The organism is Desulfohalovibrio reitneri (genome assembly GCF_000711295.1).
Classification (GTDB): domain Bacteria; phylum Desulfobacterota; class Desulfovibrionia; order Desulfovibrionales; family Desulfovibrionaceae; genus Desulfohalovibrio; species Desulfohalovibrio reitneri.
Genome location: NZ_JOMJ01000003.1, coordinates 769,211 through 787,307, shown reverse-complemented (window position 1 = coordinate 787,307; position 18,097 = coordinate 769,211). Strand labels below are relative to the sequence as shown.

General features: G+C 62.9%; 17 protein-coding genes. 5 read left to right on the top strand and 12 right to left on the bottom strand.

Annotation, left to right across the window (positions count from 1 at the left end):
- Positions 1-6 precede the first annotated feature (6 nt).
- The 3 genes from clpA to N911_RS0104220 all read right to left on the bottom strand — a co-directional run bounded on the left by clpA (position 7) and on the right by N911_RS0104220 (position 3,338).
- Complete coding sequence (gene clpA / locus N911_RS0104230) at positions 7-2,316, bottom strand: ATP-dependent Clp protease ATP-binding subunit ClpA (protein ID WP_029894657.1); 2,310 nt, start codon at positions 2,314-2,316, stop codon at positions 7-9.
- A gap of 3 nt (positions 2,317-2,319) precedes the next feature.
- Positions 2,320-2,622: an ATP-dependent Clp protease adapter ClpS gene (gene clpS, locus N911_RS0104225; RefSeq protein ID WP_029894655.1), complete on the bottom strand. Its 303-nt coding sequence runs from the start codon at positions 2,620-2,622 to the stop codon at positions 2,320-2,322.
- Positions 2,623-2,768: 146 nt separating this feature from the next.
- A complete protein-coding gene (locus N911_RS0104220; RefSeq protein ID WP_029894654.1) occupies positions 2,769-3,338 on the bottom strand; it encodes a class IV adenylate cyclase in 570 nt (189 codons plus the stop codon).
- Between the two features lie 93 nt (positions 3,339-3,431).
- On the opposite strand from N911_RS0104220, the gene N911_RS0104215 reads away from it, so the two are divergent.
- Together N911_RS0104215 and N911_RS0104210 are read left to right on the top strand one after the other, a co-directional pair.
- Positions 3,432-3,806 (top strand): fluoride efflux transporter FluC, encoded by a 375-nt coding sequence (locus N911_RS0104215; protein ID WP_029894652.1) that lies wholly within the window; start codon positions 3,432-3,434, stop codon positions 3,804-3,806.
- Positions 3,807-3,821: 15 nt separating this feature from the next.
- On the top strand, positions 3,822-4,169 hold the full coding sequence (locus N911_RS0104210) for a DUF190 domain-containing protein (protein WP_029894651.1): 348 nt from the start codon (positions 3,822-3,824) through the stop codon (positions 4,167-4,169).
- A 39-nt stretch (positions 4,170-4,208) separates the two neighbouring features.
- Here the strand turns inward: N911_RS0104210 and N911_RS0104205 are convergent, their stop codons facing one another.
- Genes N911_RS0104205 through N911_RS0104175 form a run of 7 tightly spaced genes read right to left on the bottom strand, consistent with a single transcriptional unit; the run spans position 4,209 to position 12,857 of the window.
- Positions 4,209-5,276 (bottom strand): protein-glutamate methylesterase/protein-glutamine glutaminase, encoded by a 1,068-nt coding sequence (locus tag N911_RS0104205; RefSeq protein ID WP_029894650.1) that lies wholly within the window; start codon positions 5,274-5,276, stop codon positions 4,209-4,211.
- Between the two features lie 10 nt (positions 5,277-5,286).
- Complete coding sequence (locus tag N911_RS0104200; RefSeq protein ID WP_081859042.1) at positions 5,287-6,162, bottom strand: CheR family methyltransferase; 876 nt, start codon at positions 6,160-6,162, stop codon at positions 5,287-5,289.
- Positions 6,159-8,249 carry a chemotaxis protein CheA gene (locus tag N911_RS0104195; protein ID WP_029894648.1) on the bottom strand — a complete coding sequence of 697 codons (2,091 nt, stop codon included), beginning with the start codon at positions 8,247-8,249 and terminating at the stop codon, positions 6,159-6,161. The genes N911_RS0104200 and N911_RS0104195 overlap by 4 nt, the downstream gene beginning before the upstream one ends.
- A gap of 15 nt (positions 8,250-8,264) precedes the next feature.
- Positions 8,265-8,627, bottom strand: coding sequence for a response regulator (locus N911_RS0104190; protein WP_029894647.1), 363 nt, complete (start codon positions 8,625-8,627; stop codon positions 8,265-8,267).
- Between the two features lies 1 nt (position 8,628).
- Positions 8,629-8,949 (bottom strand): STAS domain-containing protein, encoded by a 321-nt coding sequence (locus tag N911_RS0104185; protein ID WP_029894646.1) that lies wholly within the window; start codon positions 8,947-8,949, stop codon positions 8,629-8,631.
- The gene (locus N911_RS0104180) at positions 8,949-10,748 is read right to left on the bottom strand and encodes a methyl-accepting chemotaxis protein (protein WP_029894645.1); all 1,800 of its coding nucleotides are present in this window, start codon (positions 10,746-10,748) and stop codon (positions 8,949-8,951) included. Before N911_RS0104180 ends, N911_RS0104185 begins: the two co-directional genes overlap by 1 nt.
- Positions 10,749-10,802: 54 nt before the next feature.
- Complete coding sequence (locus tag N911_RS0104175) at positions 10,803-12,857, bottom strand: methyl-accepting chemotaxis protein (protein ID WP_029894644.1); 2,055 nt, start codon at positions 12,855-12,857, stop codon at positions 10,803-10,805.
- A 163-nt stretch (positions 12,858-13,020) separates the two neighbouring features.
- Here N911_RS0104175 and N911_RS0104170 point away from each other — a divergent pair, with 163 nt between their 5' ends.
- The gene (locus N911_RS0104170; protein ID WP_035104996.1) at positions 13,021-13,707 is read left to right on the top strand and encodes a class I SAM-dependent methyltransferase; all 687 of its coding nucleotides are present in this window, start codon (positions 13,021-13,023) and stop codon (positions 13,705-13,707) included.
- Here N911_RS0104170 and N911_RS0104165 read toward each other — a convergent pair.
- Together N911_RS0104165 and N911_RS0104160 are read right to left on the bottom strand one after the other, a co-directional pair.
- Positions 13,691-14,395, bottom strand: coding sequence for a class I SAM-dependent methyltransferase (locus N911_RS0104165; protein ID WP_051693901.1), 705 nt, complete (start codon positions 14,393-14,395; stop codon positions 13,691-13,693). The two genes, N911_RS0104170 and N911_RS0104165, sit on opposite strands and share 17 nt — an antisense overlap.
- The gene (locus N911_RS0104160; protein WP_035104993.1) at positions 14,392-15,540 is read right to left on the bottom strand and encodes a hypothetical protein; all 1,149 of its coding nucleotides are present in this window, start codon (positions 15,538-15,540) and stop codon (positions 14,392-14,394) included. The genes N911_RS0104165 and N911_RS0104160 overlap by 4 nt, the downstream gene beginning before the upstream one ends.
- Positions 15,541-15,659: 119 nt before the next feature.
- Between N911_RS0104160 and N911_RS0104155 the strand changes: the two genes are divergently transcribed.
- Entirely contained in the window at positions 15,660-16,847 is a 1,188-nt protein-coding gene (locus N911_RS0104155) for a glycosyltransferase family protein (RefSeq protein WP_029894638.1), read from the top strand.
- Positions 16,844-18,097 carry a glycosyltransferase family 4 protein gene (locus N911_RS0104150; protein ID WP_029894636.1) on the top strand — a complete coding sequence of 418 codons (1,254 nt, stop codon included), beginning with the start codon at positions 16,844-16,846 and terminating at the stop codon, positions 18,095-18,097. Before N911_RS0104155 ends, N911_RS0104150 begins: the two co-directional genes overlap by 4 nt.

Here is an 18,097-nt window from a genome sequence, read left to right as displayed (position 1 = left end):
TCTCCGTCAGGAGGCGGCGGCCGCCTTCTTCTTGCCCTTGGCCCCGGTCGGTTGGCTGACCTTCAAGCGCAGGGGATTCTCACCTTTATTGGCCTGGGAGGAATACTCCACCTTGACTTGGCCGCCGTTCTTCAAGCGGCCGAAGAGCACCTCATCGGCCAGGGGGTCCTTGACCTTCTCCTGGATCACGCGGCCCAGGGGGCGCGCGCCATAGGCGGGATCGTGTCCCTCCTTGGCCAAGTATTCCCGGGCGGACTGGGAAAGCGTGACCTTGACGCGCTTGTCCTTCACCTGCTTGTTCAGATCGGCGATGAACTTGTCCACGATCATCTCCATGATCTCCTGGGAAAGCGGGCCGAACTGGACAACGGAGTCCAGGCGATTGCGGAACTCAGGGCTGAAGAGACGTTCCAACTCCTTGAGTCCCTTCTCCACGTCAGTCTCCATGGATTTGCCGAAGCCGATGCCGCCCTTGGACATTTCCCGCGCTCCAGCGTTGGTGGTCATGAGCACGATCACGTGGCGGAAGTCGGCCTTGCGGCCGTTGTTGTCCGTGAGCGTGGCGTAGTCCATGACCTGCAGGAGTATGTTGAAGATGTCCGGATGCGCCTTCTCGATCTCGTCCAGCAGCAGCACGCTGTAGGGATTCTTGCGCACGTCGTCCACCAGCAGGCCACCCTGCTCGAAGCCCACGTACCCCGGAGGGGAGCCGATGAGCCGGGCCACGGCGTGCTTCTCCATGTACTCGGACATGTCGTAGCGCAGGAAGCTGACGCCCATGACGTTGGCCAGCTGGCGGGCCAGTTCGGTCTTGCCCACGCCGGTGGGCCCCATGAGAAGGAAGCTGCCCAGCGGCTTGTCCTCGTTACCCAGGCCCGCCCGGGCGCGCTTGATGGAACTGGAGATGCTCTCCACGGCCTTGTCCTGGCCGTAGACGTACTTCTTCAGGTCGGACTCCAGATCGGACAGGCGGCCCCGGTCCGAGGTGTTCACCCGCCGCACGGGAATGCGGGCCATGCGGGCGATGACCTTCTCGATGTCATTCACGGAAACCTTGTTGCTCTTGCAGTGCTTGCGGGTGAGCATGCACACCGCGCCGGTCTCGTCGATGACGTCGATGGCCTTGTCCGGCAGGAAGCGGTCGTTGATATAGCGGGCGGAGAGTTCGGCCGCTGCCTTGATGGCGTTGACCGTGTAGCTCACCCCGTGGTGCTCCTCGTAGTAGGGCTTCAGCCCCTTGAGGATGTCCACGGTCTCCTCCACGCTCGGCTCGGCGATCTCGATTTTCTGGAAGCGTCGGGACAGGGCCCGGTCCTTCTCGAAGACGTTCTTGTATTCCTCGTATGTCGTGGAGCCGATGCAGCGGATTTCACCGGAAGCCAGCAGCGGCTTGAGAATGTTGGAGGCATCCAGTGTGCCGCCGCTGGTGGCCCCCGCGCCGATGATGGTGTGAATCTCGTCCACAAAGAGGATGGCGTTGTCTCGGTTCTTGATGGCGTTGATCACGCCCTTGAGGCGCTGCTCGAAATCACCACGGTACTTGGTCCCAGCCAGCAACGCGCCCATGTCCAGGGCATAGATTTCGGTCTCCAGAAAGGATTCCGGCACCTGCCGCTGGACGATCTTCAGGGCCAGCCCTTCGGCCATGGCGGTCTTGCCCACACCGGCGTCGCCCACGTAGATGGGATTGTTCTTGCGGCGGCGGGCCAGCACCTGAATGGTGCGGCGCATCTCGTTTTCCCGACCGATCAGCGGGTCTACCTCGCCCCGCTTGGCCTTGGCCACCAAGTCCACAGCGTACTGTTCAAGGAACTTTGCCTCCTTGGAGGATTCCTTGGGGTCGCGGCCGCTCTTCTTTTCCACCGGCTCGGGGTCTTCTTCCAACTCCTCGGCCGTGCCGTGGGAGATGAACTCCAGCACGTCCAACCGGCTGACGCCCTGGGACTTGAGGAAGTAGACCGCGTAGGAGTCTTCTTCATCGAACAGGGCGGCCAGCACGTCGCCCACTTCGACCTTCTCCTTGCCCGCGGACTGCATATGCATGATGGAGCGCTGCAGGACCCGCTGCACGCCCAAAGTCTGCACCACTTCCGTGGGGCTGGACTCGGGCAGCACTTCCATGTGGTCCATGAAAAAGCGCTCCAACTGGTTTTTCAGGCGCGCGACGTCGGCTCCGCAGCCCTCCAGGATGTCGCCCCCGGAGTCGTCCTGCGCCATGGCGTAGAGCAGGTGCTCCAGCGTCAGGAACTCGTGGTTGCGACGCTTGACCTCCTTCACCGCCTCGGTCAACACGCCTTCGAGTCGCTTACTCAACATGATTTATACCTCTTCCATGCTGCTTTTCAGGGGGTATCCGGCCTGCCTTGCCAGATTGTGCACCAGAGTCACCTTCGTTTCGGCGACCTCGTGAGTGAAAACACCGCACACTCCCTTTCCGTTGTTATGCACATGGAGCATGATGCGCATGGCCTCGTCTTCGGTCTTGCTGAACACTTCACGCAGTATCTTCACCACGAATTCCATTGTGGTGTAGTCATCGTTGTGGAGCAGTACCTTGTATCGGCGAGGCTCACGAACCTCATCTTCCACAAAGGTTTCCGTGTCGCGCCTTTCAAGCGGCAACTTCTCCTCTGACATTATCTAGCCCTCTCGCATTTGCAACAGCCTGACCATAAGGCTTGAGTCCTGGTTGTGAAGAGGACCTTGATGATTCCTCCACGTAAAACGCAATATAGCAATCTTCGGCTCCGGAGGCAAAGGCGGAAAGCTCACTTTTCAGCCCAGCCGTCGAAGACGAAGCCGTCCCCGGGCGGCAGCCCGCGCTTTTCCCGCTCGGACAGATTGAGCTGATGATAGTTGGCGACGATCCCCTCCGCCGGTTCCAGTCCCAATGCTGTAGCGCACCGGATCAACTCGCCCTCACCGGCCGCCTCAAGCTCCAGGTAAGACCCGAAAGGCAGTTCGTCCAGGCAGGCCAAGCAGTCGCCCAGTCGATACTCCCGCCGGTATTTTTCGTAGGCGAAGGCGACGCGGTAGCCCAACCCCTCCAAAATAGCCCGTGTGGCATCGAAGTCGGCCACTTCCGTCTCGCGTTCGTCCATGACCTTGGCGTGCCCGGGGTGCGTATTTTGCGGTTTACGCTTCAGGGTCAGGCTTGCCCGGTCTCCGGCGAGGCGGAGGCGCAGCAGGGTGCCTTGCCCGCGCAGACTTTCCTGGTTGTCATCGAAAACAAGATTCCGCTCGAAGTGGCGCGGCCATACCTCGGCGGCACCCAGACGGCGCAACAGCGCGGCCAGTTCTTCGAGATCATCTGTCTGGAATTTCAGCTCGGTTTCCATGCGTTTAGTCCATATTGTCGTCCGGCGCGCCTGGATTTCCAGGGGCCTTTGGGTGTAGGGCAATGGGGAAACGGTACGCCGAGGAGTGACGATTTGCAAAACTTGGCCCTCATCGCTCTGGCGGGCGCTCTCGGCACAGCAAGCCGCTACGGGGTCTCCATGGCCGCGCAACGGCTGGCCGGCCCCAACTTTCCCCTGGGCACAATGGTGGTCAACCTCTTCGGCGCCCTGGCCTTCGGCCTCGTCTTCGGATTGACCGAAGAGCGGCTGGGGTTGCCCGCTCAGACCAAGCTGGTGGTCCTGACCGGCTTCTTCGGGGCCTTCACCACCTTTTCCACCTACATGTTCGAAAGCCTCGCCCTGCTGCGGAACGGCCAGTGGTGGCTGGCGGGGATGAATATCGGCGGACAGACCGTCCTCGGCCTGGCCGCGGTCCTGGCGGGGCTGCGGCTGGCCAGGCTCTTGTAAGCCCAAGGAGCGACCATGCATCTTCCCAGCAAAGCCAAGCGGCTGCGCGTCTACACCGGGGAATGGGACAAAATAGGCTCTCAGCCCCTTCACGAGGCCATCGTCGAGGAAGCGGCCAGGCGAGGTCTGGCCGGGGCCACCGTCCTGCGCGGGGTCTCCGGCTTCGGGGCCAATTCCCGCGTCAGGACATCGAAGATTCTCGTCCTCTCCCAGGACCTCCCCCTCATCGTGGAGATCGTGGACGCCGGGGAAAAAATCAACCAGTTCCTCACCTGGCTGGATGGCGTGGTTCAGGAAGGGCTCGTCACCGTGGAGGACGTGGATGTGGGCTTTTACCGCCACAAACTGGGGGAGAAGGCCTAGCGGACGCCCGCCGGGTGGCGCGCAGACAGCGCCGCCGGCTCAACGGGCGGCACGCACCACCTCCAGGGGAATTCGCTCCAAAGGCAGAATCTTTTCCACTCCGCCAAGTTTCACCGCCTCCCCGGGCATGCCGTAAACCACGCAAGTGGCTTCGTCCTGGGCGATGGTGAATGCCCCGGCCTGTCGCATCTCCAGCATTCCCTGGGCCCCGTCGTCGCCCATTCCGGTCATGATGACGCCCACGGCGTTCTTGCCCAGGTAGCGCGCGGCGGAGCGGAACAGAACGTCCACCGACGGGCGGTGCCTGCGAACCAGCGGACCTTCCTTAACTTCCACGTAGGACCGTGCGCCGGAGCGTTTGACCAGCATGTGCTTGTTGCCCGGAGCGATGAGCGCCTGCCCACGGAGAATGGTGTCGTTGTTCACCGCCTCCCGGACGGTGATGCGGCAGATGGTGTTCAGACGCTGGGAAAAGGCGGCGGTGAACATTTCCGGCATGTGCTGCACGATGACGATGCCCGGAGCGTTTTCAGGCATGGCCTCCAGGAAAACACGCAAGGCCTCGGTGCCGCCAGTGGACGCCCCCACAGCGACCACGGTCTCGGTGGTCTTGATCTCGCGCAGCCGCCCCTTGGGAAGCACGGCGTCGGCGGAAAGGTTCGGCTCCACCGCAACCGCCTTGCGCGGCTTGAGCCTGTTCAGCTTGGCGCTGGCCGCCGCCTTGACCGCATCGCAGATGCGGATGCGCGACTCCTCGAAGAACTTGCGCGTGCCGACCTTTGGCTTGGTGATGACGTCCACCGCTCCGTATTCCATGGCCTTGACCCACCCTTCGCTACCCTCGCCCGCCAGAGTGGAACAGATGATTACCGGAATGGGGTTCTGGCTCATGATCTTGCGCAGGAAGGTCAGGCCGTCCATGCGGGGCATTTCGATGTCCAGGGTCAAGACATCGGGCAGCGCACTCTCCATCTTCTTGACCGCGGCGTACGGATCTGAGGCCGCGGCCATGACCTCGATGTCCGGGTCGCTGGAGAAAATATCGGAGAGGGTCTGGCGGACCAGGGCCGAGTCATCCACCACCATGACGCGAATGGGCTTGGACATGAGGCGGACCTTACACCCGGCGATAGACGGTCGGCGCAACCTGCTCCAGGGGAAGATCGAGGCCGGTCAGGCTCTCGGAGTGGCCGATGAACAGGTGGCCGCCCTGGATGAGGTTGTCGCAGAGTTTGCCCAGCAGCTTTTCCTGGGTGGGGCGTTCGAAATAAATCATGACGTTGCGGCAGAAAATGGCGTCACGCGGCTTCTTGAGCTTAAAATCGCCCATGAAGTTGAGACGGCGGAAGATGACGCGCCGCCGCACCTCCGGGACCATTCGAACCAGCTGCTTCGTCCGGTCCTTGGAGCGCAGCAGGTAGCGGGACTTGAGGCGTTGCGGCACCTTGGACACCTTGTCCACGGTGTAGACGGCCTTGGCCGCGTGTTGCAGCACCCGGGTGGAAATATCCGTGGCCAAAACCTTGAAGTCGAATCCCTCTGACGACTCGGCGTAGTCGCTGAGCACCATGGCCAGGGTGTAGGGCTCTTCACCGGTGGAGCAGCCCGCGCTCCAGACCCGGTATTCGCGCCGGTTGCCAGTGGCGGCCGACCACTGGGGCAGCAGGACGTTTGCCAGCGTTTCGAAGTGCTTGGGCTCCCGGAAAAAGTCCGTGGTGTTGGTGGTCACGACGTCGAGCAGGTGGTGCAGCTCCGTCTCCATTCCTTCCGGACTGAAAACGAACTCGCAGTACTCTGCGTAATCCGCCAGGCCCAGAACACGCAGACGTTTCTGCAGCCGCGCCTCGAGCATGGTCCGCTTGGTGGGCGGCATTTTGATGCCGCACTCGTCGTGAATGAAGGCCGCGAATCGCTTGAAGTCCTTCTCGCGCAGACCGAGGCGGCAGCTACCGCCACGCCGTTCCACGTCCCGTCCCTTGGACGCCTCGTTCACCGCTGGGCCTCCTGGGCCGCCGACCGCACCAACCGGGGCACGTCCAGAATGAGGGCCAAACTCCCGTCGCCCCGGATGGTCGCCCCGGAAAGGCCCTCCACATCACGGTAGACACGGCCCAACGACTTGATGACGGTCTGGTGCTCTCCGATGACCGAATCCACCACCAACCCGACTCTTCCCCACTCCGTGGATGTAACCACGACCTGCTCGATGGGCGGTGGATTTCCAGGCACCTCGAACCACTCACGTACCATGACGTAGGGTACGATTTCCCCGCGCAGGTCGATGATGCGCTTGTTCGCCCCCCCGGACACCTGTTGGGCTTGCAACTCCACGCATTCCTCAACCAGGGCCAGGGGGATGACGTAATGCTCGCCACCCACACGGACCTGCAACCCGTCGATGATGGCCAGAGTGAGGGGCAGTCGGATGGATATGGCGGTTCCACGCCCCGGGACGCTGTCCACTTCCACCACTGCCCGCAGTTCGTCCATGGCACGCTTGACCACGTCCATGCCCACGCCGCGCCCGGAAACGCTGGTCACGCTCTCGGCGGTGGAAAAGCCGGGCTCGAAGATGAGGTTGAAGCACTCCTTGTCCGTCAAATCAGCCTCGGGAGACAACACCCCCCGGTTAACCGCCTTGGCTTTGAGCGCCTTGGGGTCCATGCCCTTGCCGTCGTCCTCGATGGTGACAACCACCTCACCGCCTGAATGGGCCGCGCTGAGGTTGATGGTTCCCGTTTCCGGCTTGCCTTTTTCCCGGCGCGCCTCCGGCGGCTCGATGCCGTGGTCGATGGAATTGCGAATGAGGTGTACGAGCGGGTCGCCCATTCGTTCGAGGACCGTCTTGTCCAGTTCCGTCTCTGCCCCGGAGGTCTCCAGCTCGATCTCCTTGCCGAGCTCCACGGACAGGTCGCGCACCAGGCGGCGGAACCGACTGAAGGTGGTGCCTATGGGGAGCATGCGGATGCCGAGGGTGGAATCGCGCAGTTCGTCTGACAGCCGTTCCAGTTCCTCGGCTAGGGCTGTCAGAGCGGGATCTTTTTTGGCGGCCACCTTCTGGCTTATCTGCGCCTGGACAGTGACCAGTTCACCCACCAAATTGACCAGATCGTCAAGCTTGTTGGCGGCAACCCGGATGGACGAAGCGGCCTCGGATTCCTTGCGCCGCCCCCGAATCTCCTGCACCGCCTCCTGCTCAGCCAGAGCGGACCGAACCCTTTCAGCCGAAGCCAGTCCGCTCTCCTGGAGCACCTCCCCAAGCCGCTTCTGCTCGGAGAGCGCCCGCTTGAGGCCATCGGCGCTTATGTCGCCGCGTTCGACCAATATCTCGCCGAGTTTTTTGTACTGGTCCCCCTCCAGTTCCTCCGGCTCGGCGATGGGGCTGACGGCGAGCTCGCTCTCGTCCTCCACGAACATGAACACGTCGTGGATTTCCCGCTCCGGGGCGGTGGTGCAGAGGATGACGTCCCACCAAGCATAGCACGTTTCGGCCCGGCACTCTCCGAGCCAAGGGACTTCCTCGAGGTTGGCCAGGATGCGGCAAGGGCCCAGTTCGCCCAGGTCGTCCAGAAGGTGGACCGGATTGCCGCCAGTGTGGAACATATCCTCGGGCGGCTTGAAGCGGATACGGTAGAAGCGGGATTCCTCGTCCCCGGACTCCGCCGGGGATTCGGCCTCCGGCGTGGGAGCGGCCTCCGCTTCACCGAGGTAGCGGCGCAGCCCATCGAGAATCGCCTTGGACCGCTCCGGGTCCCTGTCCTCGCCCTCAGTCTCGAACAGCATATCCTGGATGCGGTCGCGCGCGGCCAAGGTCAGGTCGAGCAGTTCGCGCCCCACGGCCACTTCGCCATTGCGGACGCGGTCGAAAACGGTTTCCACGTCGTGGGTGAAGGAGGCGATGTCGTCGAAACCAAACATCGCACCGGAGCCCTTGATGGTGTGCATGGCCCGGAAAACGCGGTCGATGAGATCCGCGTCTCCAGGTGACTCCTCAAGCTCCAAAAGGGCGTTCTCCAATTCGCCCAGCAGATCCTGGGCCTCCTCCTTGAACGCTTGGCGGTTCAGTTCTTCCTGCGACACGCTACCGCCTCTTTGTTAGCGAAGGACCTTCTGCACAACACCAAGAAGCTGATCGGGCTTGAAGGGCTTGACGATCCAGCCAGTGGCTCCGGCTGCCTTGCCCTCCTGCTTCCGGCCGGCCTGGGATTCGGTGGTCAGCATGACGATGGGGATGAACTTGTACTTGGGATTGGCCCGGACCTGGCGGATCAACTCGATACCATCCATGTTGGGCATGTTTAGGTCGGTCACGATCATATCCACGGGACCGCCCAGTTTTCCCAGGGCCTGCTTGCCGTCACCCGCTTCAATAACGTCGTACCCGGCGTTTTTGAGAGTCATGGAAACCATCTGCCGCACGCTGGCGGAATCGTCCACGGTCATGATCGTCTTGGCCATGTCAGCCTCCAAGCATCTTGCTTATTTGACAGCCGCCACCCGCTATGCCGTGCCTCTTGGCCTCGTCCAGCACGTCGCCGGATGGGCTCTCCAGGGAATAGGCCTTGCCCATGTTCCCGGCGGTCTTGGCGGCCGATTCGAGCAGTTGAAAAAAAGTCAGATCCACGCGGCCGACGCCGGACAAATCCACGGCCAAGCCGTCTCCACCGACGAGGGCATCATGCAGAACGGAGCGCAGCTCATCCGAGTCCTGCACGCCGAAATCCCCGTCCAGAAGCAGCCTGGTGGCGCCCTCGCCGCTTTCCAGGGTGTATCCGCCCATCAGAACAGCTCCACGTTGTCGCCGAACTCGCCTTCCTCCTCGAACACCTCGGGATGGCTCTCCGGTTCGTCTTCCATTTCGAAGGTCTTGCGGTAGATGTCCCGCTCCGCCTCCATGGTGTAGGTGGAGAGCATTTCCCGCAGTCGCTGGGGCCGGGATTCGTCGTCGTTGGCCGGCACCAGGTCCCGGGCCTCATCCTCCATTTCGCGCAGGGCCGTTTCCAGAGTGCGCAGGTCGTGGCAGACATCCTCATGAAAGTCGACGGACTCCGCCACCTCCTCGACGTCACCGGCCAGCCGCTCACCCGTGGACCGCAAATCGTCGAAGGCCCCCCTGACCCCGGAGTTCATCCCCCGAATCCTGTCGATGAGGCTGTTGAGTTTCTCCAGCATTTCCTCAACACCGGAAGTATCCATGTAGCTTTCCGCGTTTTCCTGCAGCGTGCGGGAAGCTTCGGACACCTGACGCAGAACGGTGCTGGCGGAATCCGTCTCCCTTCGCGCCTCCACGGAAAGAGTCTGGATGGAGGTCGCCAGAACGCCGAGGGCAGCGCCCTCCTCGCCCGTGTGTGCCGCCTTGACGCTGGCGTTGAGGGCGATGAGTTCGATCTCGGAGCCAACGTCCTCGATGTCGGTGACGAAGCCGGACATGGCGGACACCGTGCCGGCCACGTCCCGCATCAAATCGGCCATGTCCCTCCCTTGGTCGGCGAAGGCCCTGATGCCGGACATAACCTCGAAGATGCCTTCTTCGATGCGCTCCAACACCGAGGTCTTGCCGTCATCACTTCCAGCCTCCAATACGGAGGCCGCCTCGTCCACGATGCGGCGAACCCCCAGGGCCACACCGCGCAGGTTGTCGCGAATTGTCTCCACCGCGGTTCCGAACCGTTCATGCGCGTTCTGTACCTGGGAAATCTGCAAACGGGCCACGTCCGCGGCGAAGCCCAGGGCGTTGCGGCTGGACTCGTCCACCTCGCGCACCTCGTTTTCGCGTCGGAGCAGTTCCCGGCCCATGTCATCCAAGGCGTGCTGCACATGCTCGATTTGTTGCCGCACAATGTCGTGGAATTGCATGGACTGCACCACGTGTCCCACGTTGTCTGCCATTTCCCGAGACCGATGGGGCAGCTTTGCGGCCGCCTCCGTTGAGCGGCGGTCCACTTCGCGCAGGTGTCCGAGATTCTCGGTGACGTGTTCGATAATTTCCTCGGAGCAGCCGCGTTGGGTGGCCATGATCTCGGAGGTCTTTTCCCGGGCCGACCAAACCAAGTCGCGCAGCTTCCCGGACTGTTCGGTAATGTTCGCGGAGTGTTCCTCGATGGTGTGGGACAGCTTTTCCACGTCGTCGGCCAGGGTGGAGAAGCCGCTTCCCAGGTTGCCCAGGCGGGCCGATTCAATGCGGGTGGAGATGCCCAGCATCTGCAGCTTGCGGACGATACGCCTGAACTCGCCGATGAACCGGTCGAGCCCCTGCACGATGTCCAGAATACGGCCGAGCTGCTCCAGACTGTCCTCGCTGGTGTCCAGGCGGCAGACGCCGGTCAACTCTTCAAGTTTGGCCTCCAGGTCGCCGATGGCCCCGGCCATGCCCTCGCCGCTGGTCGCCTCGGACAATCGGCCGGCCCGCTCGGCCAGTCCGGATGCCCTGGACCAGGCGTCCTGCAACGTGGAACCCAGCTCCAGGAAGTTGTCCTCCCTGCGGGCCAGAAGCCCCTCTGCCCGCTGGGCCAGTTCAATCGCCCTTCCGCCCAGGTCATGCAGCGAAATGAGGACGCGCGGCGAACCCGTCTGCTCCATTTCTTTTCCCAACGATTCCCTAACCCCGTGTCGTACCGGCGATCACACGCCGGACTAATTGAAACGTATCTCCGCCCTGGCCGTGGTGTCGTCCAGCGGCTTGACCTTGATTTCCGGCTTCTGGCCGAAGAAATCCGCCGCACTGCGCAAAATACCCTCGAAGTAGTCGAACAGGCCCCGCGAGGAGGAATAATTCATATACAGGGTGTTCCCCTTGTCCTCGTAGCTGAACTTGGGCGGTTTGAGGCTGGGATCGTCCTTGGTAAGCTGGCGGTGGATGCTGTCGATTGACAGGTAGAATTCCTTGAGGTCGCCGAGGTTCTTGAAGTAGCGGCGGTACATATCGTGGAAGCGGGGAACGGTGTGCTTGCCCAGGTTGAAGAGCACGTCACGCTTCTTCACACCGGCCTTGTCAGCCACCGCCTCGGCCATCTGGTGTAGAACCGAGTCGGGATAGCTTCCGGTGGCCAGAAAGACCGGATCGCCGAGTTCGGACTGCACTTTCTTGTAGACGTCCTCGCCGTATTCCTTGCGCACGTATTCCTGCATAAGCTTGGGCAGCACACCCTTCATCTGCCCTTCGGACGAGCGCAGCCTGGAGCCGGTGTCCTTGCCGGAAAAGTCCAGGGAGAGCGTCAGCAGTTCCTGTGACAGCTGGGCCAGGTCGCGGGTGGCTCCGGCGGCCTGCCCGGCGGCGTCATCCGCTTCCCGGGCGATGCCCGCGATCTCCTCGATATTGCTGTTGATCTCCTCGGCGGCTGAGCTTTGCTCCTCGGCCGCGGTGGCGATCTGGGAAACGCGTTCCACCATGTCGTTGACGCTGTCGAGGATGCGGGAGATGGAATCGCCCGCTTTGCGGGACAGGTCGGTGCTTCGCGCCACCTGCTCCGCGGTACGGTCCATGGAATCCACCGCAGTGCGAGAGCTTTCCTGAATGGTGCGGATGGCGTTCTCCACTTCCTTGGTGGCGTCCATGGTTTTTTCAGCCAGCTTGCGTACCTCGTCGGCCACCACCGCGAAGCCTTTGCCCGCTTCGCCCGCCCGGGCCGCTTCGATGGCCGCATTGAGCGCCAACAGATTGGTCTGGTCGGCGATGTCGTTGATGACCCCGATGATGCGGCCGATCTCATCTGCCTGCCCGTCAAGCTGGGAAAGTACCGAGGAAAGCTCCTTGGAGGAGTCGGAGACCTGTTCGATTCCGTCCACCGCCTGGTTGACCAGGTCGGAACCCTCGCGGGCGGCCTCCCGGGCCTGATCCGCCGCGTCAGATGTGCCGGAGGCGTTCTGGGCAACCTCGAGCACGGTGGCGGTCATCTGCTCCATGGACGTTGCCACCGTGTCGGTCTGGGCCTTTTGGCTCTGCGCCCCCCTGGCTTGCTCATCGGCCGAGGCGGAAAGCTCCTCAGCGGCGGAAGCGACACGCTGGGCCAGGTTGCTGATGTCGCTGCCCACACGCATCATCCGTTCCTGCTGTTCCCGCAGGTCGGCCTGGGCCTTCTTCTGCTCGCCAATATCCACGAAGGAGGCTACCGCCCCCTTCACCTCGCCCCGGACGTTTGTGATGCAGTTGACGTACAGATGCGCCAGCACGACGCGGCCGTCATACAGTTCGAGTTCCACTTCCTTGTCCAGTTCACCGCCCTCGGCCATAACGCCTTCGGTCATGGATTCTCCATCCTTGCCATAGAAGGCCTGGCTCACGGTTTGGCCCACAACGCGATCCCCGGGCTTGCGCAAAACATCCAGGAGGGATCGGCTTGCATGAACAATCTTGCCGGACCGGTCGCACATGAGCATGGGGTTGCCCACGCTTTGCATTGCGCTGACGTAATACCCACACTCGCGTGTTTTGGCGGCCAGCTGCAGTAGAGCCCTGTCCACCGGAGACGAGCCGTCCTCAACCGTCACGTCCTCGCCTTTGGCGGCGCTTTTCACCGCTTCCAGCAGTTCCTCCCGGCAGCCGGAGCCTCTGGTGGTCCACCAGACGCCAGCCAACCCTGCAGCCGCCCCGACCACCCAGAGCCAATCCAGGCGAAGCCAGTGCGCCACCGCGAGCGCGGCCAAAGTGGCGACGATGACGACCCAAACGCGCGGAATCCCACTATGCATTGCATTCTCCCTGGCTAAAACGTACCGCGCAAAAGTAGTGGAAGGAGCCCTCCATTGCAATGAGCCGGGCCGAGGATACCCGTTTCACGCCGCTGAGCAAGGCGTTGGCGGTAAATAATAACACCCCTGGACAGCGCCCCCGGCTTGCTTCATGTATATCTCCATGGACACAAGCCGAATCATCGCCTTGCGCGACAAACTCACCGCGCTCGGCCCGCAACGCGTCTGGAGGGAAGTGCGTTCCCCGGACGGCGGACTCCTTCATCCCGGCCACGGCTGGGACGAGGACGCCCTGCCCGAGGATGTGGCCGTGGACTTCACCGGCAAGCGGGTGGCCGACCTGGGCTGCAACCTCGGCCACCATAGCTTTCTGGCGGTCAGGCGCGGGGCTTCGGAGGTTACCGGATTCGACATGGACAAGGACGTGGTGGAGGCGGCCAACGAGCTGGCGGACCTCTACGGTCTGTCCGAATGGGTGCGCTTCCGCGCCGCCGACCTGCTGATCGATCCGCCTCGTGAATCATTCGACCTGGTTTTGTTCGTGGATATAATCGGCCGCGGCTCCATAACCAAGGGCAAGGCGGAGAACCTGCTACGGGCCGTAGCGGAAATGTCCTCCGGCGAGATGCTGCACACCATGCGGCCGGTTTACACCCTGGATGAACTGCGGACCTCGAAGGAAGAACTAGCCCGCCACTACCCGGACCGTTTCATTCGGGACGGCCGCTTCCACCTGCTGGACTACGCCAAGCACATATACGGACCGGAATGGACGGCCAACGTGCTAAGCCATTGCGATGACCTGGACCAGCGCTTCAAGTATCCCGTGTTCTTCACCCGGACCGGCTAGCCTTCTTTTCGAACAGCCCTATCCAGCCGGTACGGCGTCCAACCACCCCGAAACTCGCTCGGAAAAGAAGCGCCAGACCGGCGTCAATCATCCGGTCCGGCGCGTCCCCCCGCTTGAGAAGCCGCGCCCGGGTGGTCTTGCGACGGAAAGGAGAACGGCGGAAATACACGTCCCGAAGCTTGAGCACGTGGCGGGAGACGGCCTGGGTCTGGTCGTCCCCCTCGCCGAAGAGAACCTTGATCGTCTGCGGAAAATACGGCTGCACGTGGTCGAAGTCCTCGTGGAACAGCGGGTGCGGCAGAGGCGCGAGGATGAGGCAGCGACCGCCGGGGGCGAGACGCTCCAGGTACGGGTCGGTGAAATCCAGCAGGTCCCGCCAGTCGAAATGCTCGATGACGTGAGCCATGACCAACAGGCCGTACTCCCGCCCCTCCCTCGCCAGTTCGTCCGGCGACAGGACGCGGAACCCCTTGGCGCGCACCGCCTCCCTGGCCCTGGGATTGATCTCCACCCCGGTCAGATCGGTGAACCCCAGGGAACGCAGCAGCTCCAGCTTGGCCCCGTACCCGCAACCAGCCTCAAGCACGGGCAGGGAGCGATCCAGGCCTTCCAGTACGCGCTCCACCTTGGGACGCTCGTCGCGCGACCACCGTTTTCTCCAAGCGTCCAGACGGACCTTGTTGATCACGTCGCCTCCAGTTCAGCGGCCAGCAGATCGGCCACGCGGACGGCGCCGTCCAAGTCCACCGGGCTGGCCACGGATTCGCCCCGGGTGTCCAGGACGCGTCGGAGAGCACCTGGCAGATCGGATTCGAGCCGTTCCTCGGGCAGAAGCTCCAGCCCCTCCCGCGCCCCGGCCAGCATGGAAGCGTGTCGTTCCTGCTCGCCGTCGCGCATGCCGCGGGTCAACACCACCGCGGGCAGTCCGGCGGCCAGCACGTCGCCCAAACTGTTCGCTCCTCCGAACACAAGGGCTGCGCGCGCTCCGAGCAGGGCCTCGGCGTAACCGCGACCGGCTTGTTCGATCCGGACGAACTCCAGCCCGGCAAAGACATCGCGTCCCGACCGTAGTTCGGCGCGGTCCACGAAAATCCGCCACGGCCCATAGACGGCCCCGATTTCCCTCGCAGCCCGGGCCAGGGCGGACAGCACCCCGGAGGTGGCCGGGCCGCTCCATGGCAGCGAGGCTGTCAGACCCAACACCTCCCCGCCGGAGACCCCGAGCCTGCGAAGTTCAGCCAATCGGTTCACCATCCCGATCCGCCTCGGCTCAATGCCGAAGTGTTTCGCCAGGGCATCCCTCTCACTCCGGCCGTGCAGCGCCTCGTCGCCGTACCAGAGCAGGCCGGAGTAATGGGCTTGGAACGTCTTCCTGGACAAGTCGGAGAATATCTTGTCCACGCCGCCCACCACCCCGCGCACGCCGAGCCACCAGCGCACGCCGAGCTCCCCTGATTCACGCAGGGCGGGCAGCAGTTCGCGGTGCTTGCCCTGGGGGCTGTGGTCCGCCAGCACAAGGCGCGGCCGCAAGCGGCGGACCGCATCCAGAATGAGCCCCGCCCTGGCCTCGCCCAATTCCGTGTCGGACAATCCGCTGGGGCCGTCGACGCCGCGCGAGACGCCGTTCTCCACGACAGTCGCGTAGGAAGGAAGTTTGAGCCAGTCCGCCGAGCCGGGGGCGGCCAGGTCGGCCACGTGCTGACTTCCGGTGAGAACAAGGGCCGAAAGCCCCGGGTTGAGGCGGCGAAGAGCCAGGCACAGAGCTGTCGCCCGGGAGGCGTGGCCCAGCCCGCGCCCGTCGTGGGCGTAGAGCATGACGTCAAGACGGCGCATGACGGGAGGAAAGCACATTTCCCCAAGGGAAACAATCAGGTCATTGCCTCAAGGCCCGATTATGCGTAAGAGACACGTGTCCCGTGCCGAGGGAGTCTCAGGGACGCGGTAGAAAACGCATGTCGAGCCCCACCACCTTCAACATCCTGATGTATTCCCATGATACCTATGGACTCGGCCATATTCGCCGAACCATGGCTATCGCCTCGCAGCTCAAGCGGGAAAACATCAACATCCTCATCCTTACCGGTTCTCCCATTGTAGGGCGCTACGACTTCCCCGAGCAGATCGACTTCGTCCGCATCCCGGGGATGATCAAAAAGAGCAACGACCTCTACGTCCCCCACTCCATCAAGATCCATCCCTCGCACGCCCTGGACATCCGCCAGAGCATCATCAAAGCCACGGCCAAGGCCTTTCAGCCGCACATGTTCATCGTGGACAAGGCCCCGCGCGGCCTCAACGACGAAATCATGCCCACGCTGAAAATGCTCAAGCGCAGCCGCCACACATGCAACACCGTGCTGGGATTGCGCGACGTCATGGACGACGCCGAATCGACCATCAACGACTGGCGTAAAAAAAACATCTACACGGTGCTGGAAAAATTCTATTCGGAAATCTGGGTCTACGGGAAACAGCAACTGTACGACCCCATTAAGGAATACAGGATACCGGAGAACATCAGCGAAAAGATGATCTTCACCGGATACATCCCCAGGCCCTTCAACTCCAATTCCGAGCCGAAGCAAACAAATCCGGCCTGCAAGCGTAAACTGGTGGTCGTCACCACCGGTGGAGGCGGCGATGGTTATCCCCTGCTGGACAACTACCTGCGCATGCTTGAGGAGAACCCGCCAACTTCGGACATAGCCACCATCCTGGTCTCCGGACCCTTTATGCCCAAGGCGGAGCGGGCAGACATCGCTTCCCGGGCCAAGCAGCTGGGTGTCAAATTCCACCATTTTTCCCGGCGCATGGAGAAGTTCATCTCCAACGCCGACCTGGTGGTCAGCATGGGCGGCTACAACACCATCTGCGAAATCCTCTCCCAGAAGAAGGTCTCCCTCATCGTGCCGAGGGAGACGCCCAGGCTGGAACAGCGCATCCGGGCCGAGGTCATGAAGGAACACTCCCTGCTCGACTTCCTCCCATGGTCCTCCATGTCCCCGGCCAGCTTGGCCGGCAAGCTGGATGAACTCCTGACCAACATCCAACCGCGCCGATCGGCGGTGAACGGCTTCGCCCTCACCGGCCTGGAAGTCATCCGGTCGCGGCTGGAGAAATTCCAGAACGAACTGCCATGAAAAGCGACAGCCCCGTGTTGGGCATGGTCCTCAAGGGATTCCCGCGCATCTCGGAGACCTTCATCTCCAACGAGATAGCCCTGCTGGAACGCTCGGGGTATCGCGTACGCATCATCTCCATGCGCCATCCGCGCGAGAGTTTCAGCCATGAATCGGTCAAGGCCATCAAGGCGCGGGTGGACTATCTGCCCTCCACGCTGCGCGGCAACATCTGCAAGCTGCTGGCCGCCAACATCCGGGCCATCCGCCTGCATCGCAAGGGATGGACACGCGCGGCGGGGCTGGCCGGCCGCCGCCTGCTCCGCTCCCGCAAAATCGCCACCCTCAAGCATCTCCTGCAAGCCGGGTGGATCGCCGCGCGGGTGCTGCCCGGGTCGGGCATATGCCACCTGCACGCCCACTTCGCGCACTCCCCCACTTCGGTGACGCTTTTCACCTCTATCATCACCGGCCTGCCCTTCAGCTTCACCGCCCACGCCAAGGACGTCTGGACGCAGAAGCCGGCCCAACTGAAGGAAAAGATCGAGCAGGCCGAATTCGTTGTCACCTGTACCGAACACAACCGGGAATACCTGGCCGGACTGACCCAGGAGGGCTCCACCCCGGTCCACCGCGTCTACCATGGTATCGACGTCCGCCTCTTCTCCCCCAACGGCGGCCCGCCCACAAGCAGGCCCTTCCGCATCCTGACCGTGGCTCGCCTAACCACCAAAAAGGGCTTGCCCACCGTATTCCGAGCCCTTCGCAGGCTGGCTGACCAGGGAGTTGACTTCTCCTACTGCCTGGTGGGCGACGGCGACGAACGGGAGCGGATTCTCGAAATGTTGACGGAGTTGGACCTGGCGGGCCGGACCCAGTGGCTCGGCGTGCAGCCTCACGACGAGGTCATGCGGCAGCTCGCCTCGGCCCACGCCTTCGTGCTGGGGTGCGAGATCGCGCCGGACGGCGATCGCGACGGCATCCCCAACGTGCTGGCCGAGGCCATGGCCATGCAGGTGCCGGTTGTGGCCACCTCTGTCTCCGGCATACCGGAGTTGGTGGAATCGGGCAAAAACGGCCTGCTGGTGGAGCCGGGCGACTCCGACGGCATGGCCGACGCGCTGCGCCGCCTCCTGACCGACAAGAACCTCCGCGCGGCCATTCTTCCGAAAGCCCGCCAAAAGGTGCTGCGCGACTTCGACAACGCCCGTTGCGCCGAGGAACTCATCGAGGTCTACCGCTCCCACGGACTGCATCCGCCCGCGTCCTGA

Bases quoted from the DNA above. Each gene is read 5' to 3' on its own strand.
- clpA (WP_029894657.1), bottom strand. From the start codon at position 2,316: ATGTTGAGTAAGCGACTCGAAGGCGTGTTGACCGAGGCGGTGAAGGAG.
- N911_RS0104220 (WP_029894654.1), bottom strand. From the start codon at position 3,338: ATGGAAACCGAGCTGAAATTCCAGACAGATGATCTCGAAGAACTGGCC.
- N911_RS0104210 (WP_029894651.1), top strand. From the start codon at position 3,822: ATGCATCTTCCCAGCAAAGCCAAGCGGCTGCGCGTCTACACCGGGGAA.
- N911_RS0104205 (WP_029894650.1), bottom strand. From the start codon at position 5,276: ATGTCCAAGCCCATTCGCGTCATGGTGGTGGATGACTCGGCCCTGGTC.
- N911_RS0104190 (WP_029894647.1), bottom strand. From the start codon at position 8,627: ATGGCCAAGACGATCATGACCGTGGACGATTCCGCCAGCGTGCGGCAG.
- N911_RS0104185 (WP_029894646.1), bottom strand. From the start codon at position 8,949: ATGGGCGGATACACCCTGGAAAGCGGCGAGGGCGCCACCAGGCTGCTT.
- N911_RS0104180 (WP_029894645.1), bottom strand. From the start codon at position 10,748: ATGGAGCAGACGGGTTCGCCGCGCGTCCTCATTTCGCTGCATGACCTG.
- N911_RS0104175 (WP_029894644.1), bottom strand. From the start codon at position 12,857: ATGCATAGTGGGATTCCGCGCGTTTGGGTCGTCATCGTCGCCACTTTG.
- N911_RS0104170 (WP_035104996.1), top strand. From the start codon at position 13,021: ATGGACACAAGCCGAATCATCGCCTTGCGCGACAAACTCACCGCGCTC.
- N911_RS0104160 (WP_035104993.1), bottom strand. From the start codon at position 15,540: ATGCGCCGTCTTGACGTCATGCTCTACGCCCACGACGGGCGCGGGCTG.
- N911_RS0104155 (WP_029894638.1), top strand. From the start codon at position 15,660: ATGTCGAGCCCCACCACCTTCAACATCCTGATGTATTCCCATGATACC.
- N911_RS0104150 (WP_029894636.1), top strand. From the start codon at position 16,844: ATGAAAAGCGACAGCCCCGTGTTGGGCATGGTCCTCAAGGGATTCCCG.